At 61.0% G+C, this 15,594-nt stretch carries 17 protein-coding genes; 7 read left to right on the top strand and 10 right to left on the bottom strand.

What is annotated here, in order from left to right:
- The first annotated feature begins 33 nt into the window (after window positions 1–33).
- A complete protein-coding gene (locus B6S08_RS05245) occupies window positions 34–570 on the top strand; it encodes a DUF924 family protein (RefSeq protein WP_094199689.1) in 537 nt (178 codons plus the stop codon).
- Between the two features lie 65 nt (window positions 571–635).
- Here B6S08_RS05245 and B6S08_RS05240 read toward each other — a convergent pair whose 3' ends face one another.
- Window positions 636–1,271, bottom strand: coding sequence for a YccT family protein (locus B6S08_RS05240; RefSeq protein ID WP_094199688.1), 636 nt, complete (start codon window positions 1,269–1,271; stop codon window positions 636–638).
- A gap of 122 nt (window positions 1,272–1,393) precedes the next feature.
- Window positions 1,394–3,448: an ATP-dependent DNA helicase DinG gene (gene dinG, locus B6S08_RS05235; RefSeq protein ID WP_094199687.1), complete on the bottom strand. Its 2,055-nt coding sequence runs from the start codon at window positions 3,446–3,448 to the stop codon at window positions 1,394–1,396.
- Between the two features lie 255 nt (window positions 3,449–3,703).
- Between dinG and B6S08_RS05230 the strand changes: the two genes are divergently transcribed.
- Window positions 3,704–4,711 (top strand): porin, encoded by a 1,008-nt coding sequence (locus B6S08_RS05230; protein ID WP_094199686.1) that lies wholly within the window; start codon window positions 3,704–3,706, stop codon window positions 4,709–4,711.
- 146 nt (window positions 4,712–4,857) lie between these two features.
- On the opposite strand, the gene B6S08_RS05225 is transcribed toward B6S08_RS05230, so the two are convergent.
- Together B6S08_RS05225 and dusC are read right to left on the bottom strand one after the other, a co-directional pair.
- The gene (locus B6S08_RS05225) at window positions 4,858–5,277 is read right to left on the bottom strand and encodes a TraR/DksA C4-type zinc finger protein (RefSeq protein WP_245849817.1); all 420 of its coding nucleotides are present in this window, start codon (window positions 5,275–5,277) and stop codon (window positions 4,858–4,860) included.
- A 68-nt stretch (window positions 5,278–5,345) separates the two neighbouring features.
- Window positions 5,346–6,287 (bottom strand): tRNA dihydrouridine(16) synthase DusC, encoded by a 942-nt coding sequence (dusC, locus tag B6S08_RS05220; protein WP_094199685.1) that lies wholly within the window; start codon window positions 6,285–6,287, stop codon window positions 5,346–5,348.
- A gap of 158 nt (window positions 6,288–6,445) precedes the next feature.
- Between dusC and B6S08_RS05215 the strand changes: the two genes are divergently transcribed.
- From B6S08_RS05215 to recR, 5 genes are all read left to right on the top strand, one after another.
- Entirely contained in the window at window positions 6,446–6,838 is a 393-nt protein-coding gene (locus tag B6S08_RS05215; RefSeq protein ID WP_094199684.1) for a YbaN family protein, read from the top strand.
- Between the two features lie 75 nt (window positions 6,839–6,913).
- Window positions 6,914–7,459, top strand: a complete 546-nt coding sequence (apt, locus tag B6S08_RS05210) for an adenine phosphoribosyltransferase (protein ID WP_094199683.1) — start codon at window positions 6,914–6,916, stop codon at window positions 7,457–7,459.
- A 4-nt stretch (window positions 7,460–7,463) separates the two neighbouring features.
- Window positions 7,464–9,818, top strand: coding sequence for a DNA polymerase III subunit gamma/tau (gene dnaX / locus B6S08_RS05205; RefSeq protein ID WP_094199682.1), 2,355 nt, complete (start codon window positions 7,464–7,466; stop codon window positions 9,816–9,818).
- A 39-nt stretch (window positions 9,819–9,857) separates the two neighbouring features.
- The gene (locus B6S08_RS05200; RefSeq protein ID WP_094199681.1) at window positions 9,858–10,187 is read left to right on the top strand and encodes a YbaB/EbfC family nucleoid-associated protein; all 330 of its coding nucleotides are present in this window, start codon (window positions 9,858–9,860) and stop codon (window positions 10,185–10,187) included.
- 122 nt (window positions 10,188–10,309) lie between these two features.
- Window positions 10,310–10,915, top strand: coding sequence for a recombination mediator RecR (recR, locus tag B6S08_RS05195; protein ID WP_094199680.1), 606 nt, complete (start codon window positions 10,310–10,312; stop codon window positions 10,913–10,915).
- A 109-nt stretch (window positions 10,916–11,024) separates the two neighbouring features.
- On the opposite strand, the gene grxB is transcribed toward recR, so the two are convergent.
- The 6 genes from grxB to B6S08_RS05165 form a co-directional block, all read right to left on the bottom strand.
- Window positions 11,025–11,675 carry a glutaredoxin 2 gene (gene grxB / locus B6S08_RS05190; RefSeq protein ID WP_094199679.1) on the bottom strand — a complete coding sequence of 217 codons (651 nt, stop codon included), beginning with the start codon at window positions 11,673–11,675 and terminating at the stop codon, window positions 11,025–11,027.
- 26 nt (window positions 11,676–11,701) lie between these two features.
- On the bottom strand, window positions 11,702–12,538 hold the full coding sequence (gene cdd / locus B6S08_RS05185; protein ID WP_094199678.1) for a cytidine deaminase: 837 nt from the start codon (window positions 12,536–12,538) through the stop codon (window positions 11,702–11,704).
- Window positions 12,539–12,553: 15 nt separating this feature from the next.
- A complete protein-coding gene (locus tag B6S08_RS05180; RefSeq protein ID WP_094199677.1) occupies window positions 12,554–13,243 on the bottom strand; it encodes an LrgB family protein in 690 nt (229 codons plus the stop codon).
- Window positions 13,240–13,578, bottom strand: coding sequence for a CidA/LrgA family protein (locus tag B6S08_RS05175; protein WP_094199676.1), 339 nt, complete (start codon window positions 13,576–13,578; stop codon window positions 13,240–13,242). Before B6S08_RS05175 ends, B6S08_RS05180 begins: the two co-directional genes overlap by 4 nt.
- Before the next feature lie 9 nt (window positions 13,579–13,587).
- A complete protein-coding gene (gene sbcB / locus B6S08_RS05170; protein WP_094199675.1) occupies window positions 13,588–15,003 on the bottom strand; it encodes an exodeoxyribonuclease I in 1,416 nt (471 codons plus the stop codon).
- A 189-nt stretch (window positions 15,004–15,192) separates the two neighbouring features.
- Window positions 15,193–15,528 (bottom strand): MaoP family protein, encoded by a 336-nt coding sequence (locus tag B6S08_RS05165; RefSeq protein ID WP_094199674.1) that lies wholly within the window; start codon window positions 15,526–15,528, stop codon window positions 15,193–15,195.
- Window positions 15,529–15,594: the final 66 nt, after the last annotated feature.

Below are 15,594 nucleotides of genomic sequence, written 5' to 3'. Positions count from 1 at the left end.
TTCGGCCACATGCGGCGAAGTAGGGGGCGAACCATGTATCAAGGCGTGCTGGAATTCTGGTTTGAAGAGCTGACACCGGCCCAGTGGTGGCGCAAGGATGCGGCGCTGGATGCAGCCATTGCCGAGCGCTTCGGCCAATTGCACCGGCGCGCCTGTCAGGGAGAACTGTTTGAATGGCGGTTGATCGCTCCGGGCCGGCTGGCCGAGATCATTGTGCTCGACCAGTTTTCCCGCAACATATACCGGGGTGAGCCGAACGCCTTTGCCGCCGACGGCATGGCTCTGGTGCTGGCCCAGGAAGCCATCGCTCAGGGGGCCGAGCAGGCATTAAGCCAACAGCAACGGCTGTTTTTGTATCTGCCCTTTATGCACAGCGAGTCGCTCAACATTCACGACCAGGCCCTGGCACTGTTTGAACGCCTGGGCTTTGCCGACAACCTGGATTTTGAGCATCGCCATCGCAACATTATTTCCCGCTTTGGCCGTTATCCCCACCGCAACGCCATTCTGGGCCGGCCATCGACCCCCGAAGAGCGGGAGTTCCTGAAACAACCGGGATCGGGGTTCTGAAGCAAAAAAAGGACCGGCGTCATTGTTCAAATGACGCCGGTCCTTTCTATTTTTTGTGCCTTATATTACTGCTGCTGAATGGCCCAGATCTGGAAGGCACGACGGGTATCGGCGTCGGCGGCATTCCACCAGTGCTGCAGCATTTCCATGGCGTCGGCGTCCAGCACGGCGTCACCAAACTTTTCCTGGGCGGCGGCCACGGCGGCCTCGGTGCGGCCGTTAAAGGCCTGGCGGGTTTCCATCAGGTACTCCTGAATGCCTTCGGCCACGTTCAGGCCGGCGGGCATGGGAATGGCAGTAATCTCGGCGTCAACGGTCTGGCCGTTACGCTTGTCCACCACGGTAAGGTGAGTGTCCTGCTCGCGCAGGAACTGCCTGGCCAGTTGGTAGTTGAGGGGCTCTTGATAGGTAATGGCCAGTTCGGCATCGGCGGGCACGTTGTCCAGTTTAATGATGACCGGATCGCCGTTCAGCACTCGTGTGTCGGAACGGGTGGAGTAATCTTGAGTATAGCCGATGGCCAGCTGGTTTTTGCCTTCATTCAGGGCCACTTCATGAGCTTCCCGAATAGCGGAGCTGGAGGCCTTTTCGCCGTTCACCAGAAAAATTTGATAGGGCTGCTGAGCTTCAAAGGTGGCGGCGCTGGCGCCAAGGGAAAAACCGGCCGCGGCCAGGGCGGCGAGGGTAATACGCAGTTTCATTGTGATGGGCTCCTGAGCCGTATTGCCCGCAAGGGGCGTTTCGTTATCGAAATCATGATAAGTAAACCGGCAAATTGTGACAATTTATAAAACCGGACGCAATTGGCAAAGCCATGCCAGTGTCACGATTCCCGTGTAAAGGGGGGCAGGGCATTGAGCAGTGCAGAGCCATAGCGGCGGGTGACCAGACGCCTATCCAGCAGCACAATGCGGCCTTTGTCGGTTTCGGTGCGCAGCAGACGGCCACAGGCCTGAATGAGTTTGCGCGAAGCCTCGGGCACGGTGAGCTGCATAAAGGGGTTGCCGCCACTCATGGTGATCCATTCGGCCATGGCTTCTTCCACCGGTGAGGTGGGCACCGCAAAGGGCAGCTTGGTGATAATGAGGTTGGTCAGGTAATGGCCGGGCAGGTCCAGCCCCTCGGCAAAGCTGCCGGTGCCAAACAGCACGCTGGGCTGGTTGCCGTCGCACTTCATGCGATGCAGCTCCAGCAGTGCCTGGCGCCCGGCTTCTCCCTGCACCAGCAGGGAATGGCCCTTGCCGCGCAAGGTCTTGGCCACGGCATTCATTTGCCGGTAGGACGAAAACAGCACCAGGCTGGCTTGTTGGTCTTTCAGCCAGCGGGGAATTTCCTTCGTCAGCAGGTCGTCAAAGCCGGCATCCTGGGGCTCGCAGGGCAGTGGGGGAATAATCAGGCGTGAGCCCTGGTAATCAAAGGGTGAGTTCAGTCGCAGATACTGGCTGCCGTCGTCGGCGCGCAGGCCCACGGCCCGGCGAAAATAACTGAAGTCGTTCAGGGCGGTAAAGGTGGCCGACACCATGATCACCGCCGCCGCTCGGGACCAGCACCATTGCTCCAGCAAATGTCCCACCGCCAGTGGCGTGGCGCACAGGGTAATGTCGTTTTTGCCCTGCTCCAGCCAGCGTGCCGGCGGCGTGTGTTTGGGCCCCACCGCCTTCAGCATGAGTTCGCACAATCCCAGGGCCTCGTCGGCATGCAACTGCTGTAGGCTGACCGATGCCATGGCGCCCGATACTGTGCTGTTGCCAGGCTGTTGTTTGAGCGCTTCGGCAAGGGCGCTTTGCAGTCGCCCCAGCCCCTGGGCCAGTTGCTTGTGTTCGTCCTTGAGGGTGGTGAGGGTATGGCTCAGTAGCTCGGGCAATTCTCCGGCGGTAAAGCGCAGGCAGCCCTGGTCGTCGGGAACGAGCTCTTGCCGGCGCAGGGCGGCCTGCAACTGTTTATAAAGCTCGTTCAGGGACGGGATCAGCTGTTGCAGCGCTTGCTGAGTACGGTTAACGGCACCCTGGCCCTCGTCCTTCAATGCGGCGGCAATAGTGGGCAGCAGTTTATTGAATTGTTCCAGGTTGCGCCGAGTGTTGCGCAGTGCCAGCCGTGCCGAGCCCTGCTCCCGCGCGATATGGGCGATATGATGGGCCTCGTCCAGCACATACACGCAGCTTTCCGGCTCGGGCAGAATAATGCCGCCGCCCATGGCCAGATCCGCCAGCAGCAGGGCGTGGTTCGCCACGATCACATCCACTTTGTCGAGCTCGGCCCGGGCCAGGTGAAAGGGACACTGGCTATGGCCCAGCTGGGGCTGACAGCTGTGGCGCTCGGTTTGCAGTTGTTGCCAAAGGGCATCATCAATGGGCTCGGCCCAGCCGTCTCTGTCGCCGGCCCAGCTGCCGTCTTGCAGTGCCCGCCACAACTGCGTCAGCTGCGCTTGCTGTTCAGGCGTGAGTGCATCGGTGGCTTCAAACAGGCCAATCTGGCTTTCTCCCTGCACCAGGCTTTGCAGTCGCTGGTGACAGCAGTAACGGGCGCGGCCCTTGGCCAGGGTGAAAGTAAAGGTGGGCTGGCAGTGGGGCTGAAACAGCGGCAGATCCTTGTTGACCAGTTGCTCCTGCAGCGCCAGGGTGGCGGTAGAGATCACCACCTTTTTATTGTTAAGCCGGGCCCAGGGAATGCTGGCCTGCAGATAGGCCAGTGATTTGCCGATGCCGGTGCCGGCCTCGGCTACCAGAATGCGCCGGGCAGAGTCGTACTGGCCCAGCAGCACCTTGCCGATTTCCGCCACCAGGAAGTTTTGCTCCCGTCTGGGTTTAAAGCCCTGAATTGACTGGCTTAACTGACGGTAATTGGCCCGCACCAGGGCGCGGTAATCGGGGCTTGGCATGGCGGTTTTCCGGTATAAAATGCGGGCACAAGTATATCTGGTAGTCGGTTATATGCCAGTTGCAAAGTCTATTGCTGAAAAGCGGGGAGCCGTCACAGTTGCGTTGGCGGGGAACATAACTGTCATAAAAAGTTCCCGCGATTTTGTTGCAAGGTAAAAAACCCGGTGATAGGCTGCTCGCCATAGTAACGCTAGCGTTGCTAACACAGGGAATAACAAGGACTTAGTGTTTAATTACAGTAGGCAAATAAAATCATGAAAAAAACGATTCTTGCACTGACCATTCCTGCGCTGTTCGCCACCTCTGCCAGCGCCGTGACCGTATATTCCGACGAAGGCAATCAGGTAGATATCTACGGCCGCGTACAATACGAAGCCGGTGAGCGTGATTACCAGTCTGGCGGTAAAGCCGAAAACTTCGGTGGCGACGGTGAAGCCCGCCTGGGTGTGAACGTTAAATACATGGTAAACAACGACGTTGACCTGATTGGTAAGCTGGAGTGGGCCGTGGTTACCGAAGGCGACGAAGAGTCTGACGGTGTTGACGACGGCGAAGGCATTTCTTCCCGTTACGCCTGGGCCGGCTTCCGCTTTATGGACACCACCGACCTGACCTTTGGCCGTGTAAATAGCCCCTATGCTCAGCTGACCGACTACACCGACGTGCTCAACATTTTTGGTGGTGCGGTTGCGTTTGGTGATGAACTGAGCACCACCGACAAGGTAGACGACATGGTTCGCCTGTCCTATGCCAACAACGGCCTGGATCTGCGTGCCGGTTATGCCTTTAACGACAACGACAAAATTGATGGTAACACCGGTGAAGAGAATCGCTGGAACGTATCAGCCGGTTATACCCTGCCGATGGGCCTGGGCTTCGGTGCTGCCTATGAGCAGATCAGTTTCCTTGACGCTGAAGATCAAGACAACTGGATTGTTGGCGTAAACTACACCCTGGACGGCCTCTACCTGGCAGCCATTTACACCGAGCGTGAGCAAGATGTAGCTGGCGGCACTAATGAAGCCGAAGGTTATGAACTGCACGCCGAGTACAACGTAGACGCCTGGAAGGTACTGGCTCAGTACTCCAAAGAGGAGTATGATGCAGCTGGTTCTACTGCAGAAGTTGACACCATTGACGCCATTACCCTGGGTGTTCAGTACAGCCTGACTGCCAAAGCCAAGCTGTACGGTGAATACGTGATCAGCGATGCAGCTGACGAAGACGACCTGTACGGCGTTGGTATTCAGTACAACTTCTAAAAAATGCTAACAAGCTGATTTAGAAGCAAAAAGCCGGCGAAAGCCGGCTTTTTAATGGCGAAAATATCTCACACCTCACACCTCACACCTCACACCTCACACCTCACACCTCACACCTCACACCTCACACCTCACACCTCACAGAGTTACAGTGTCCAGCTGCCATGCTGCGCTTTCTGATATTTCGCTTCACAGCGCTCGCAGCGTTGCCGGCAGGGGTCGGCCAGCAGTTGTGCCGGCATCAGCTGGGCTTCACAGTCGCTGCACAGGCCATAGAGGCCCAGCTGCCACTGGCACAGGGCGGCATCCACGCTACGCAGGTTATTAATCTGGGGTTGCAGTTGGGGCCAGGCCACCAGGGCTGGGGAGTCGGCCCATTCATCCGGAGGCAGGCGTTGCAGTTGGGCGGCAAGGCTGGCGTCCAGCCGTTGCAGGGCGAGCATAAAGTGCAGGCGGTGGTCGTTGGCCACCGCCTGCAGTCGCTGCTCCAGCTCGTTCTCGGTGATATTGCTGTGCATCATGATATCCAGTCGGCGGAATATGCCGGCCAGTATAAAAGTGGCCATTTGTTAATATCATGATGCAAATCAAGGGAATGAAGTGCTAAGCATCGGCGCTCGAGCACCGATACTGCTTATACGTTAGTCCTTGCCTCTTCCAGCACCGCTCGAATCTCGTCGGTGTGCTTCAGGGTGCGTATGGCGGCGAACAGCTCCCGGGCTTCTGAATATTGCAGCTTGAGGTAATTCAGCCATTGCTTGATGCGATTGGGATAATACACCGCCTTGTTGCCTTCCACTTCCAGCGCCGAGTAATCCAGCAGCAGTTCAACCACCTCGGTCCAGCCCATGGGGGCGGCACCGGTCTTGATGGTCTGTGCCAGGTTGGGCAGGGCCAGGGCTCCTCGGCCCAGCATCACATGGTCGCAGCCGCTTTGCGCCTGTGCCTGAGCGGCCTGGGCGGCATTCCAGATCTCCCCGTTCACTGTCACCGGAATGGCGAGCCGTTGTTTTATTTCCGCCACCAGCGGCCAGTAGGCGGGAGGACGATAGCCATCCTTTTTGCTACGGGCGTGCACTGCCAGCTCGCTGATGCCGGCTTCCGCCAGGGCCTGGCTGTTTTCCAGGTAGCTGTCTCGTTCTTCCAGTCCGAGGCGAATCTTGGCGCTTACCGGCAAATGGGCAGGCACGGCGGCGCGCACCGCCTTGCCAATACGGTAAAGCTGCTCGCTGTCGGCCAGCAGGGCGGCGCCGCCCCTGTGCTTGTTCACGGTTTTGGCCGGGCAGCCAAAGTTGAGATCGATGCCCTCGGCGCCCAGGCGGCAGGCCTGCTCGGCGTTTTCCGCCAGCCAGTCGGGCTCCTGGCCCAGCAATTGAATGCGTACCGGCGTGCCCGCCGGGGTTTTGCAGCCGTCATGCAGCTCGGGGCACAGGCGGTAAAACACGCGGGGTGGCAGGCGCATATCCACTACCCGTATAAACTCGGTCACACACAGGTCAAAGGGGTTGAGGCGAGTCAGCAGATCCCGCATTAAATGGTCGAGCACCCCTTCCATCGGGGCCAGAGTCAGGCGCATGGGCAATGATTACAACGAATAAAAGCGGGCAGTGTACAGCCTCGCGCGCAAAGCGTGAAGCCGGTGTCAATAACGGTCATGTCACCCATGCCGGGTCCGGTTTTTGCAAACGAATTTTGCTATAGTGCCGGTAACGTTTTTATGTGCGGGAGCACGCCATGCGTATGTTATTTGCGCTGCTTGGCGGCATATCATTGGGGTTGGGAATACTGGGTGCCTTTTTGCCGGTGTTGCCCACCACGCCCTTTGTGCTGCTTTCTGCTTTCTGCTTTGGCAGGTCGTCTCCCCGCGTGCATGCCTGGCTGGTGAACCACCCCTGGTTTGGCGGCATGATACGGGACTGGCAAACCCACCGGGGGCTGCGTCCCCATGTGCGTCGCCGGGCCCTGTGGCTGATGGCGGCCAGTTTTACGCTGTCGATTTATCTGGTGCCGGTCTGGTGGGTGCGCGCCTTGTTGCTGCTTACCTTTATTGCCCTTGCCTGGTGGATGCTGCGGCTGCCGACGGTGCCCGAGCGGCCCATGGTTGCAATGGAGCAGACGAGGCCCTAAGCTAGCGGGCGCTTTTATTTTTAATTCAATGCCATGCCCGCCATCGCGCCGGGCACGACGAGGCAGCCTAATTCCATGAAACAAGACACCCTCGAGCTGATTGCGGACAGCATCACTTCCATTCCCGATTACCCCAAACCCGGCATTGTATTTCGTGACATCACTGGCCTGGTGGAAAACGGCGAAGCCTTTCGCCTGACCATAGAAACCCTGGTTGAGCACTACCGGCATTCAGGAGTGCGCAAGGTGTTGGGCACCGAGGCACGGGGCTTTATTTTTGGCGCGCCGGTGGCGGCGGCCCTGGGTGTAGGCTTTGTGCCGGCCCGCAAACCGGGTAAATTGCCCCGGGAAGTGGTGGAAGTCCCCTATGAGCTGGAATACGGCTCCGACAAGTTGCAAATTCACGCCGACTCCATTGTGCCCGGTGAAAAGGTGCTGATCATCGACGATCTGCTGGCTACCGGCGGCACCGTGGAAGCGGCGGTCAAGCTGGTGCGCCGCTGCGGCGGCGAGGTGCAGGACGCGGCCTTTGTGATTGGCCTGCCGGCCCTGGGCGGCATTCAGCGGCTGAACAAGCTGGGCGTGCGTGTGACCAGCCTGGTTGAGTTCGACGGTCACTGAGCCCATGAGTTATCAGGTTCTGGCCCGCAAGTGGCGCCCGCGTCGTTTTGGCGAGGTTGTGGGGCAACAGCATGTGCTCACCGCCCTGGTCAACGCCCTGGCCCAGGGGCGGCTGCATCACGCCTATCTGTTCAGCGGCACTCGGGGTGTGGGCAAAACCTCCATTGCCCGGCTGCTGGCCAAGGCGCTGAACTGCGACACCGGCATTACGGCAGACCCCTGTGGCCAGTGCGACAGCTGCCGGGAAATCGAGCAGGGGCGTTTTGTCGATCTGCTGGAGATCGACGCTGCCAGCCGGACCAAGGTGGAAGACACTCGCGAACTGCTCGATAACGTGCAGTATCAGCCGGCGCGGGGGCGGTTCAAGGTGTATCTCATCGATGAGGTGCACATGCTGTCCCGGCACAGCTTTAACGCCCTGCTCAAGACCCTGGAAGAGCCGCCGCCCCATGTAAAGTTTTTGCTGGCCACCACGGATCCGCAAAAGCTGCCCATTACCATTTTGTCCCGCTGCCTGCAGTTTCACCTGAAAAGCCTGGAGCCGGACCAGATAGCCCACCAGCTGCAGCACATTCTGCAGCAGGAGCAACTTGAGTTTGAACCCGAAGCCGCCGCCAGCCTGGCCCGGGCCGCCGATGGCAGCCTGCGGGATGCCCTCAGCCTCACCGATCAGGCCCTGGCCTTTGGCAATGGCAGCCTGAAGCTTGCCGAGGTGGAGCGCATGCTCGGCAACCTCAACCGGGAGCAGCTGCTGGCATTGGTGGAAGCCGTGCTGGCCGGTGACGGTGCCGCCCTGCTGGCTCGAGTGGCAGAGCTGGCGAGCGCCGGGCCCGACTACGATCATGTGCATAAAGAACTGATTGCCTTCTGGCACCAGCTGGCACTGGCCCAGGTGGTGCCGGCCCAGGGCCTGCCCCATGCCGACGAGCTGAACCGGCTGGCCCCCCTGGTGAGCCCGGATCAGATCCAGCTGTATTACCAGGTTTGTCTGCAGGGCCGTAAGGATCTGCCCTTTGCTCCCGACGGCCGCTCGGCACTGGAAATGACCCTGCTGCGCACCCTGGCCTTTGCCCCGCAAAGCGCCACTGTCACCCAGCCTGCCACCGTGGCGGCGCCGGTTAGCCGGCCGGAGCCTGTTCCGTTAAAAAAGCCTGAGCCGGTGGCCGCGCCGGCAGCCAGTGACGACGAGGCCATGACCGCCAAACTCGAACAGGAGCAGGCGGAAATCTGGCAGGAAGCGGTACGGATGGGCAAGGATGTTGCCTCGGTTGAAACCGCAGGCGCGCCGGTTGTCGAGCCAGCGCAGGCCGATGTGCCCGCCCGCCCTCCGGTCAGGGCCCAGGTCGAAACTGGCATCAAACCGGCCGAGCCTGAACCGGCTGTGCTCAAGGTTGCCCCGGCCGAGCCTGAAACGGCGGCGTCCGAGGCAGCGTCTTTCGAGCCCGAGGCGCCACCGGTGGATGAAGCCGCCGAGCAGGCGGCACGCATTCGCCGTTTGTTGCAAACCCGCAATCGGTTGTTGAGCCAGGAGCGCAGCGAGAGCACGCCGGCCCCGGCGCCCAAACCCCGCACCGCGCCGGAGCGCCCGGCCCCCGCCGCCGCGGCGACGCCTGTGCGGTTTGTTGCACCAGCCGCTGCCCCCGAGTCCAAACCGGCGCCGGTTACCGTGGCTGGTGTGCCGGCTCCGCAAAACCAGCCCGGAGGCCAGCCGCAAAACGACTTGCCGCCCCTGGATGCCTACAGCGACATGCCCTGGGACGACAACGATGTGCCGCCCTGGGAGCCGGAAGGCGAGCCGGCCCCTCGGCGGCCATCTCAGGCCGCCCCCGTCGCGCCACCGAGTGCACCATTGCGGCCGGCCCAGGCGCCGATGCGCGCCGAACCGGTACCTCAGGCAACCGTGGCCCCGACAGTACCCAGGGCAAGCTGGGCGAGTAAAGGCGGCCCCGAGCCACTCAGGCCATCCCAGTTGTTGCCGCAGGCCGAAGACGACTGGGCCAGGCTGGTGGCGGTGCTGGCCCCGGGCGGCCTGCTGCGTCAGTTGGCCATGCACAGCACGTTGGAGCGGCATCAGGATCAGTGGCAACTGTGGTTGCGGCCCGAGCACAAGCACCTGCTGAGTGACAAGACCCGGTCCGAGCTGGAAAGCCTGATCCGGGCCCACACGGGGCGTGATATCGAGTTGAAGGTGTCATTGGGTGAGCGCGGCTTAACCCCGGCGGAGGTGGAGCAGCAGCTGTATCAGGCGGCACGGGAACGTGCCAAAGATGAAATTGAAGCCGATGATGCGGTACAATTCCTTATCTCGCGCTTTGCCGCCGAGCTGGATGCCGACAGCATCGAGCCCATGGCGCCCTGAGCGTTGACCTATCAACCCATCAATTAAGAGTGACAACCTATGTTTGGTAAAGGTGGACTTGGCAATATCATGAAACAGGCCCAGCAGATGCAGGAAAAAATGCAGAAGCTGCAGGAAGAGCTGGCCCAGATGGAAGTGGTGGGTGAGGCCGGTGCCGGCCTGGTAAAGGTCACCATGACCGGCAGCCACTCGGTGCGCCGGGTTGAGCTGGACGACAGCCTGCTGGAAGACGACAAGGAGCTGCTGGAAGATCTGCTGGCCGCCGCCGTGAACGACGCCGTGCGCCGGGTTGAAGAGCAGAACAAGTCTCGCATGGGCGAGCTCACCGGTGGCATGCAACTGCCCCCGGGCTTCAAAATGCCGTTCTAAACACTTTTGTTGGGATTCGTCCCTCATCCCAACCTGCGCAACTTGTAGGTTGGTGATGAGCGAAGCGAATCCCAACAAACTGCTTCCCGCTTTCCTTCCTCGTTTCCTTCAAGAGTCTTGCCATGCGTTTCAGCCCGTTACTGGATGAATTGATCAAAAGCCTGCAGGTGTTGCCGGGTGTGGGGCCCAAGTCGGCCCAGCGCATGGCCTTTGCCCTGCTGGAGCGGCAACGCGCCGGTGGCCGCAAGCTGTCTCATGTGCTGGAGCAGGCGCTGGACAACATTGGCCATTGTCGCCAGTGCCGTACCTTTACCGAAGAAGACATCTGTGCCATTTGCGCCAGCCCCAAACGCGCACTCAGTGGTCAGCTGTGTGTGGTGGAAAGCCCCGCCGACGTGGTGGCCATTGAACAGACCGGCCAGTACCAGGGCCGCTACTTTGTGCTGATGGGGCACCTGTCGCCACTGGACGGCGTGGGTCCGGAAGATCTGGGCCTCGACGTACTGGAAAACTGGCTTGACGCCGAGTCCTTTGACGAGCTGATCCTGGCGACCAATCCCACGGTGGAAGGGGAAGCCACCGCCTACTTTATTGCCGATATCGCCCGCCGCCACGGTGTGTCGGTGAGCCGCATCGCCCACGGCGTGCCTATCGGCGGCGAGCTGGAGCTGGTGGACGGCAACACCCTGAGCCATTCCTTTATGGGACGCAAGGCGTTCAGCGAATAAGCTTTGTCCGTGTCTGTTGCCGCTTTATGATGCGTGAAAAAACTGCCTCCGTTCAAAGGCAGTTCTAGGTTTAACGTCCCACATTCCACACAAAACGCCGCACTTTATCTCAGCAAGCCATGTCCCGATACAGGGCCACTCCGGTCAGCTGCGACACCTCATCCAGATAGGCGTTGAGCCGAGTGCCAAATTCCAGGCCGCTCACCATGGTGAGGTTACGCAGGGTGGGGAAAAAGTGAATATCGTCCCAGCCAAGGCGCTTATCGGCCCGCTCAGAAGGCGGCAGCAGCCAGTCCAGCCGGGCGAGGGCGGCGCGCATGTCGGCCAGGTGGGCCGGGGTTTCCAGCAGCGCCTGTTCAAAGCTGTGGCCCAGCATGGCGGTTTTGTTGCGGGTGAAATACTCAATGGCCTCGGGTTTGGCAAACTCGGGCAGGGGCAGGCGTACATCCCGAGGAAAAATCAGGTTCCACAGGGTTTGCTGATAGCGCTCCTGCCACTGGCTAATTCGCTCGTCAAAGGCGGAAGGCGCCAGGGTTTTGCTGCTGTTATCCATCAGTAGTTCGACGATATCGGCGCTTTCCGCCATAAAGCTGCCGTCGTCCTTTTCCAGAATGGGCACGGCGTTATAGCCCACCATTCGCTCCCGGGCGGCCACATCGTGGTTGTCGAGATAGACATATTCCACCTTGAGGCCGGCATAGCCGGCGGCCATCATGGCCTTTACGCAAAACGGGCAGTGATCAAACAGATACAGTTTCATGGCGGTGCTCCTGGTTATTATCGGTGTCAAATTACCACGTGGGTCAGCGCGACCGGGCTGACCGACGCCAGTGCCTGACTGGCAGCGGAATGCTGGCTGATGCCGGCGGTGCTTTCCACCAGCACCGCCCGGGAAATATGGCGCGGTTGATAGCCATGCAGGTGCAGCTGGCTCAGGGCCAGCTGCATGGGCCCCAGGCCCGGATTGAAGGCGGCGTTTTCCAGGTAACGGCCCCGGCACAGTCGGCCGTCCTGCAACTGCAGGGCCACGCCGGCGCGATTGTTGCTGTAAGGGGCATGGCTGGCGTTGGCTTCATTCAGTGCGGCTTGTAGCGCCATATCCCGATCATGACAGGTGAGGGTGCCGGGTGCCGGGGTCAGCATGCCACCGGCCAGGCCCAGATCCGCCGGACCAAAGGCATGGGGCAGTAGTGCGCTCAGCCGGTGGTGTTCACCGGGCAGCACTATGGTCAGTTCATCCTGATTCAGCTCCTGCATAAACTGCCGGCAGTGGCCGCAGGGACTGGCGCTTACCACCATTCGGTGAATGTGGGTTTCTCCGTGCAGGGCGGCGTGGCCAATGGCGGCCTGCTCGGCGTGCACGGAAAAATTGAGCGGCAGGCCGGCAAATTCCAGGTTGGCCCCGGCATACCAGTGCCCCGAGCCGGCCACGGCGAGGGCGCCCACGGCAAAGCCCGACACCGGCGTTACGGCACAGGCCTGAAGGTGGCTCAGCAGCGCCAGGGCAAGGGCATCGTCGGCCAGGCCGGTGGCCCGTTCGAGTGTTGCCAGGTCTGCCGGGCTTAGCCGTACTGGGCGAGCCAGCCCTCGCTGGGTTAATGCCTGCGCAAGTGTCTGAGTCATGTTGTGCCTCTCGAGTCAGCCGGTCAGCCAAAGGTAGAGGTGAAACAGCGGGGGAGCCAGCAGGGCGGTGACAATGCCGCACACCACCATGGCCAGCGAGGCAAAGGCCCCCTGGGCGGCGCCCACCTCGGCGGCGGCGCCGGTGCCGATGGCGTGGGCACCGGCCCCCATGGCCAGCCCTTGGGCCTCGGGATGGCGAATGCCCGCCAGCCGCATCAGCGGAAAGCCGATAATGGCCCCCATCATGCCCACGATGATCACCAGGCCGGCGGCAATGGCGGGAATACCGCCCAGTGCCTCGCTCACGCTCATGGCCAGCGGCGTGGTAATGGACTTGGTGGCCACCGAGGCCATCAGCTCGGGGCTGGCATGGATCACGCTGCCGATGAGCAGGGTGGTGCCCACCGAGAGCAGCACCGACAGGCTGCAGCACAGCAAAATGGGCAGCAGCTGGCTGCGGATTTTGGCCGCCTGTTGATACAGTGGCAGGGCAAAGGCCACCACCGCCAACTCCAGCAACAGGCTGAGCGGCCGGCTACCAGCCTGAAAATCGGCCGGATCCTGGCCGGTGGCCAGCAACAGCCCGATGATCAGCAGGGCCGGAATCAGGATGGGGTTGATCAAGGGGCTTTTCAGCCGCCGCGCCAACTTGCGGGTGAACAGGTAGAACACCACGGTGAGGGGAATGGCCAGCCAGAACATCACGACACCATCCTCTGATACAGCCGCCCCACCAGCAGCAAAATCAGCACCAAACCACTGAGGGCGGCCACCAGAATAAAACCGAGCCCCTGGCTCAGCACATCCACGTAACCGAGCAGGCCGGCGGCCACCGGAATAAACAGCAGCGCCATGTGTCGCAGGATCAACTGGCCGCCGTCGTGAACCCAGTCCAGCCGCACCAGCTGGGTGCTCAGCAGGGTAAACAGCAGCAGCAGGCCTATGATGCTGGCGGGAAAGGCAAAGGGCAGCACGGCGGCCACGGCCTTGCCGGCCAGCAGGCAGGCAAGGATCACCGCAAAGTCTCTTATGAGTTTCATGTTCAAACCTTACAGGGATTGCACATAACGGGCCACTGCCTGCAGCAGCGCCAGCCTGGGTTCATCGTCCTGATGGTCGAGTACCAGCTGCTCCAGCCGGTGCATATAGGGCTCGGCCTCGGCCGAGAGCCGATCCTGGCAGTGCAGGCGCCAGCGCTGCCATTCCTGCTCGTTGAGGGTGTGAGGGTAGTTGCGGGCCCGGTAGCGGAACAACAACTCGGGCAGGCGGGCGTCGCTGAACTGCAGCGGCAGCTCGGCCAGGGCTTCGGGCCGGCTGTTGCGCACCAGGGCCATGGCGGCCTTGTCGGCGTCACCAAAAAAGCCGCTGTAGAGGGCGGTGTCGACGTCGTTGTCCCCCTCAAAACCGGCCGTCTGCTGGTAAATGGCTTCCACCTTTTCACGGATTTCCGGGTGCCTACGCAACAAATCCAGGCTTTTGCGGCACTGCGCCCGGTCAATGCCGAGTTCGTCGGCGCGTTGCTCACCCAGCGCCGCCGCCTTGGCCAGCACCGGGCACTTGTTGATGTGCACCAGTTTCAGCGGCACCGGCGGCAGGCTGCCCAGCTCACTCTTTTTGGTATACAGCCGCTGGCGCAGGGTATCGGCATCCAGCTCCACCAGGGGCGAGAGGTCTTTCGTCAGATCGACACAAATCACCGCATTGGCGTTGTCCGGGTGCCAGGCCAGGGGCGCCACCCAGCTGGCGCAGCCCTGCCAGGCGGAAAACATGCCTGAGACATGCACCAGGGGTTTGGTATTGATGATGTCGACGAGCGCCTTGACCTTGTGCTTGTTGCGCAACTCAAACAAATAATCAAACAGCCTGGGCTGGGCCTGTTTCAGCAGCCGGGCCAGGGCGATGGTGGCGCGCACGTCGGCCAGGGCGTCGTGGGCCTGGCCGTGAGCAATGCCGTTGGCCTGGGTCAGCCGTTCCAGCTTGAAACTGGGTTTGCCGTCTTCGTCTTCCGGCCAGTGAATGCCCTCGGGGCGCAGAGCGTAAAAGGCGCGCACCACGTCCAGCAGATCCCAGCGGGAATTGCCCTGCTGCCAGCTCCAGCCATAAGGATCGTAAAAATTGCGATACAGGGTATAGCGGGTGACTTCGTCGTCAAAGCGTATGTTGTTGTAGCCGAGCACACAGGTATTGGCCTGGCTGAACTGCTCGTGAATGCGGGCAATAAACTCGGCTTCACACAGGCCGTCCTGCTGCGCCTTTTGCGGGGTAATGCCGGTGATCAGGGTGGCCTCCGGCGAGGGCAGGTAATCGGCGGGCAGGCGGCAGTAAAACATCTGCGGTTCGCCGATTTCATTGAAGTCGGCGTCGGTGCGAATGCCGGCAAACTGTACCGGTCGGTCTCTGGCCGGGCTGACGCCGGCGGTTTCAAAGTCGTAGAAGTAGAAGGTGGCGTGGGCCTGCTCGCTCATGGTGCTGTTGCTGTCGGCTGAGTTTGCCGCTCATTATGCGCGACTCAGGCGGGGAACCCAAGGGGTGAAAGGAATGATTAAGGCAATGATATGGGGCCGGCGACCCGCCAGCATCGGCACTCGGCCGGGTGCTTGGATGGCTGCCGTTGCACGGCAAAATGCGGGCTAAGCCGCCCGCATTTCAACGCATCAGTCGGCGCTGTCTTCCACCGGCTCGTAGTCGTCGTCGCTGCCGCCGCTCATGGGTGAGCACAGCCGGTGTACTCGGCGCGGACCGATCACCTTGAGGTACTTCATCCACACCTTGGCGTGGCGCAGCTCAGGGGCAGCCTGTTGCTGCACCTGCTCGATAAAGCGTTGTTCGTCGTCGGTTACCGGAGGCCGCTGGCCGGTATACAGTCCGAGCATGGCGTGGCCGCATTGTTCCAGCAGCTGGGCTTCGGCCACCGTGAACTCGCCGCAACGACGCAGCCCGCGCGGAAAGTGGGTGAAGTCCTGAAACGGCTTGGCTGACTCAAAGCTCATATGCATTCTCACTCTTACAGGTACTGGGCATTGATATTCGCGGAAAGTATGGCACCCGTGCCCACT

This window comes from Oceanimonas doudoroffii (assembly GCF_002242685.1).
Taxonomy (GTDB): Bacteria; Pseudomonadota; Gammaproteobacteria; order Enterobacterales; family Aeromonadaceae; genus Oceanimonas; species Oceanimonas doudoroffii.
The sequence above is the reverse complement of the archived record's forward strand: the minus strand, read 5'-3'. Positions and strand labels throughout refer to the sequence as shown.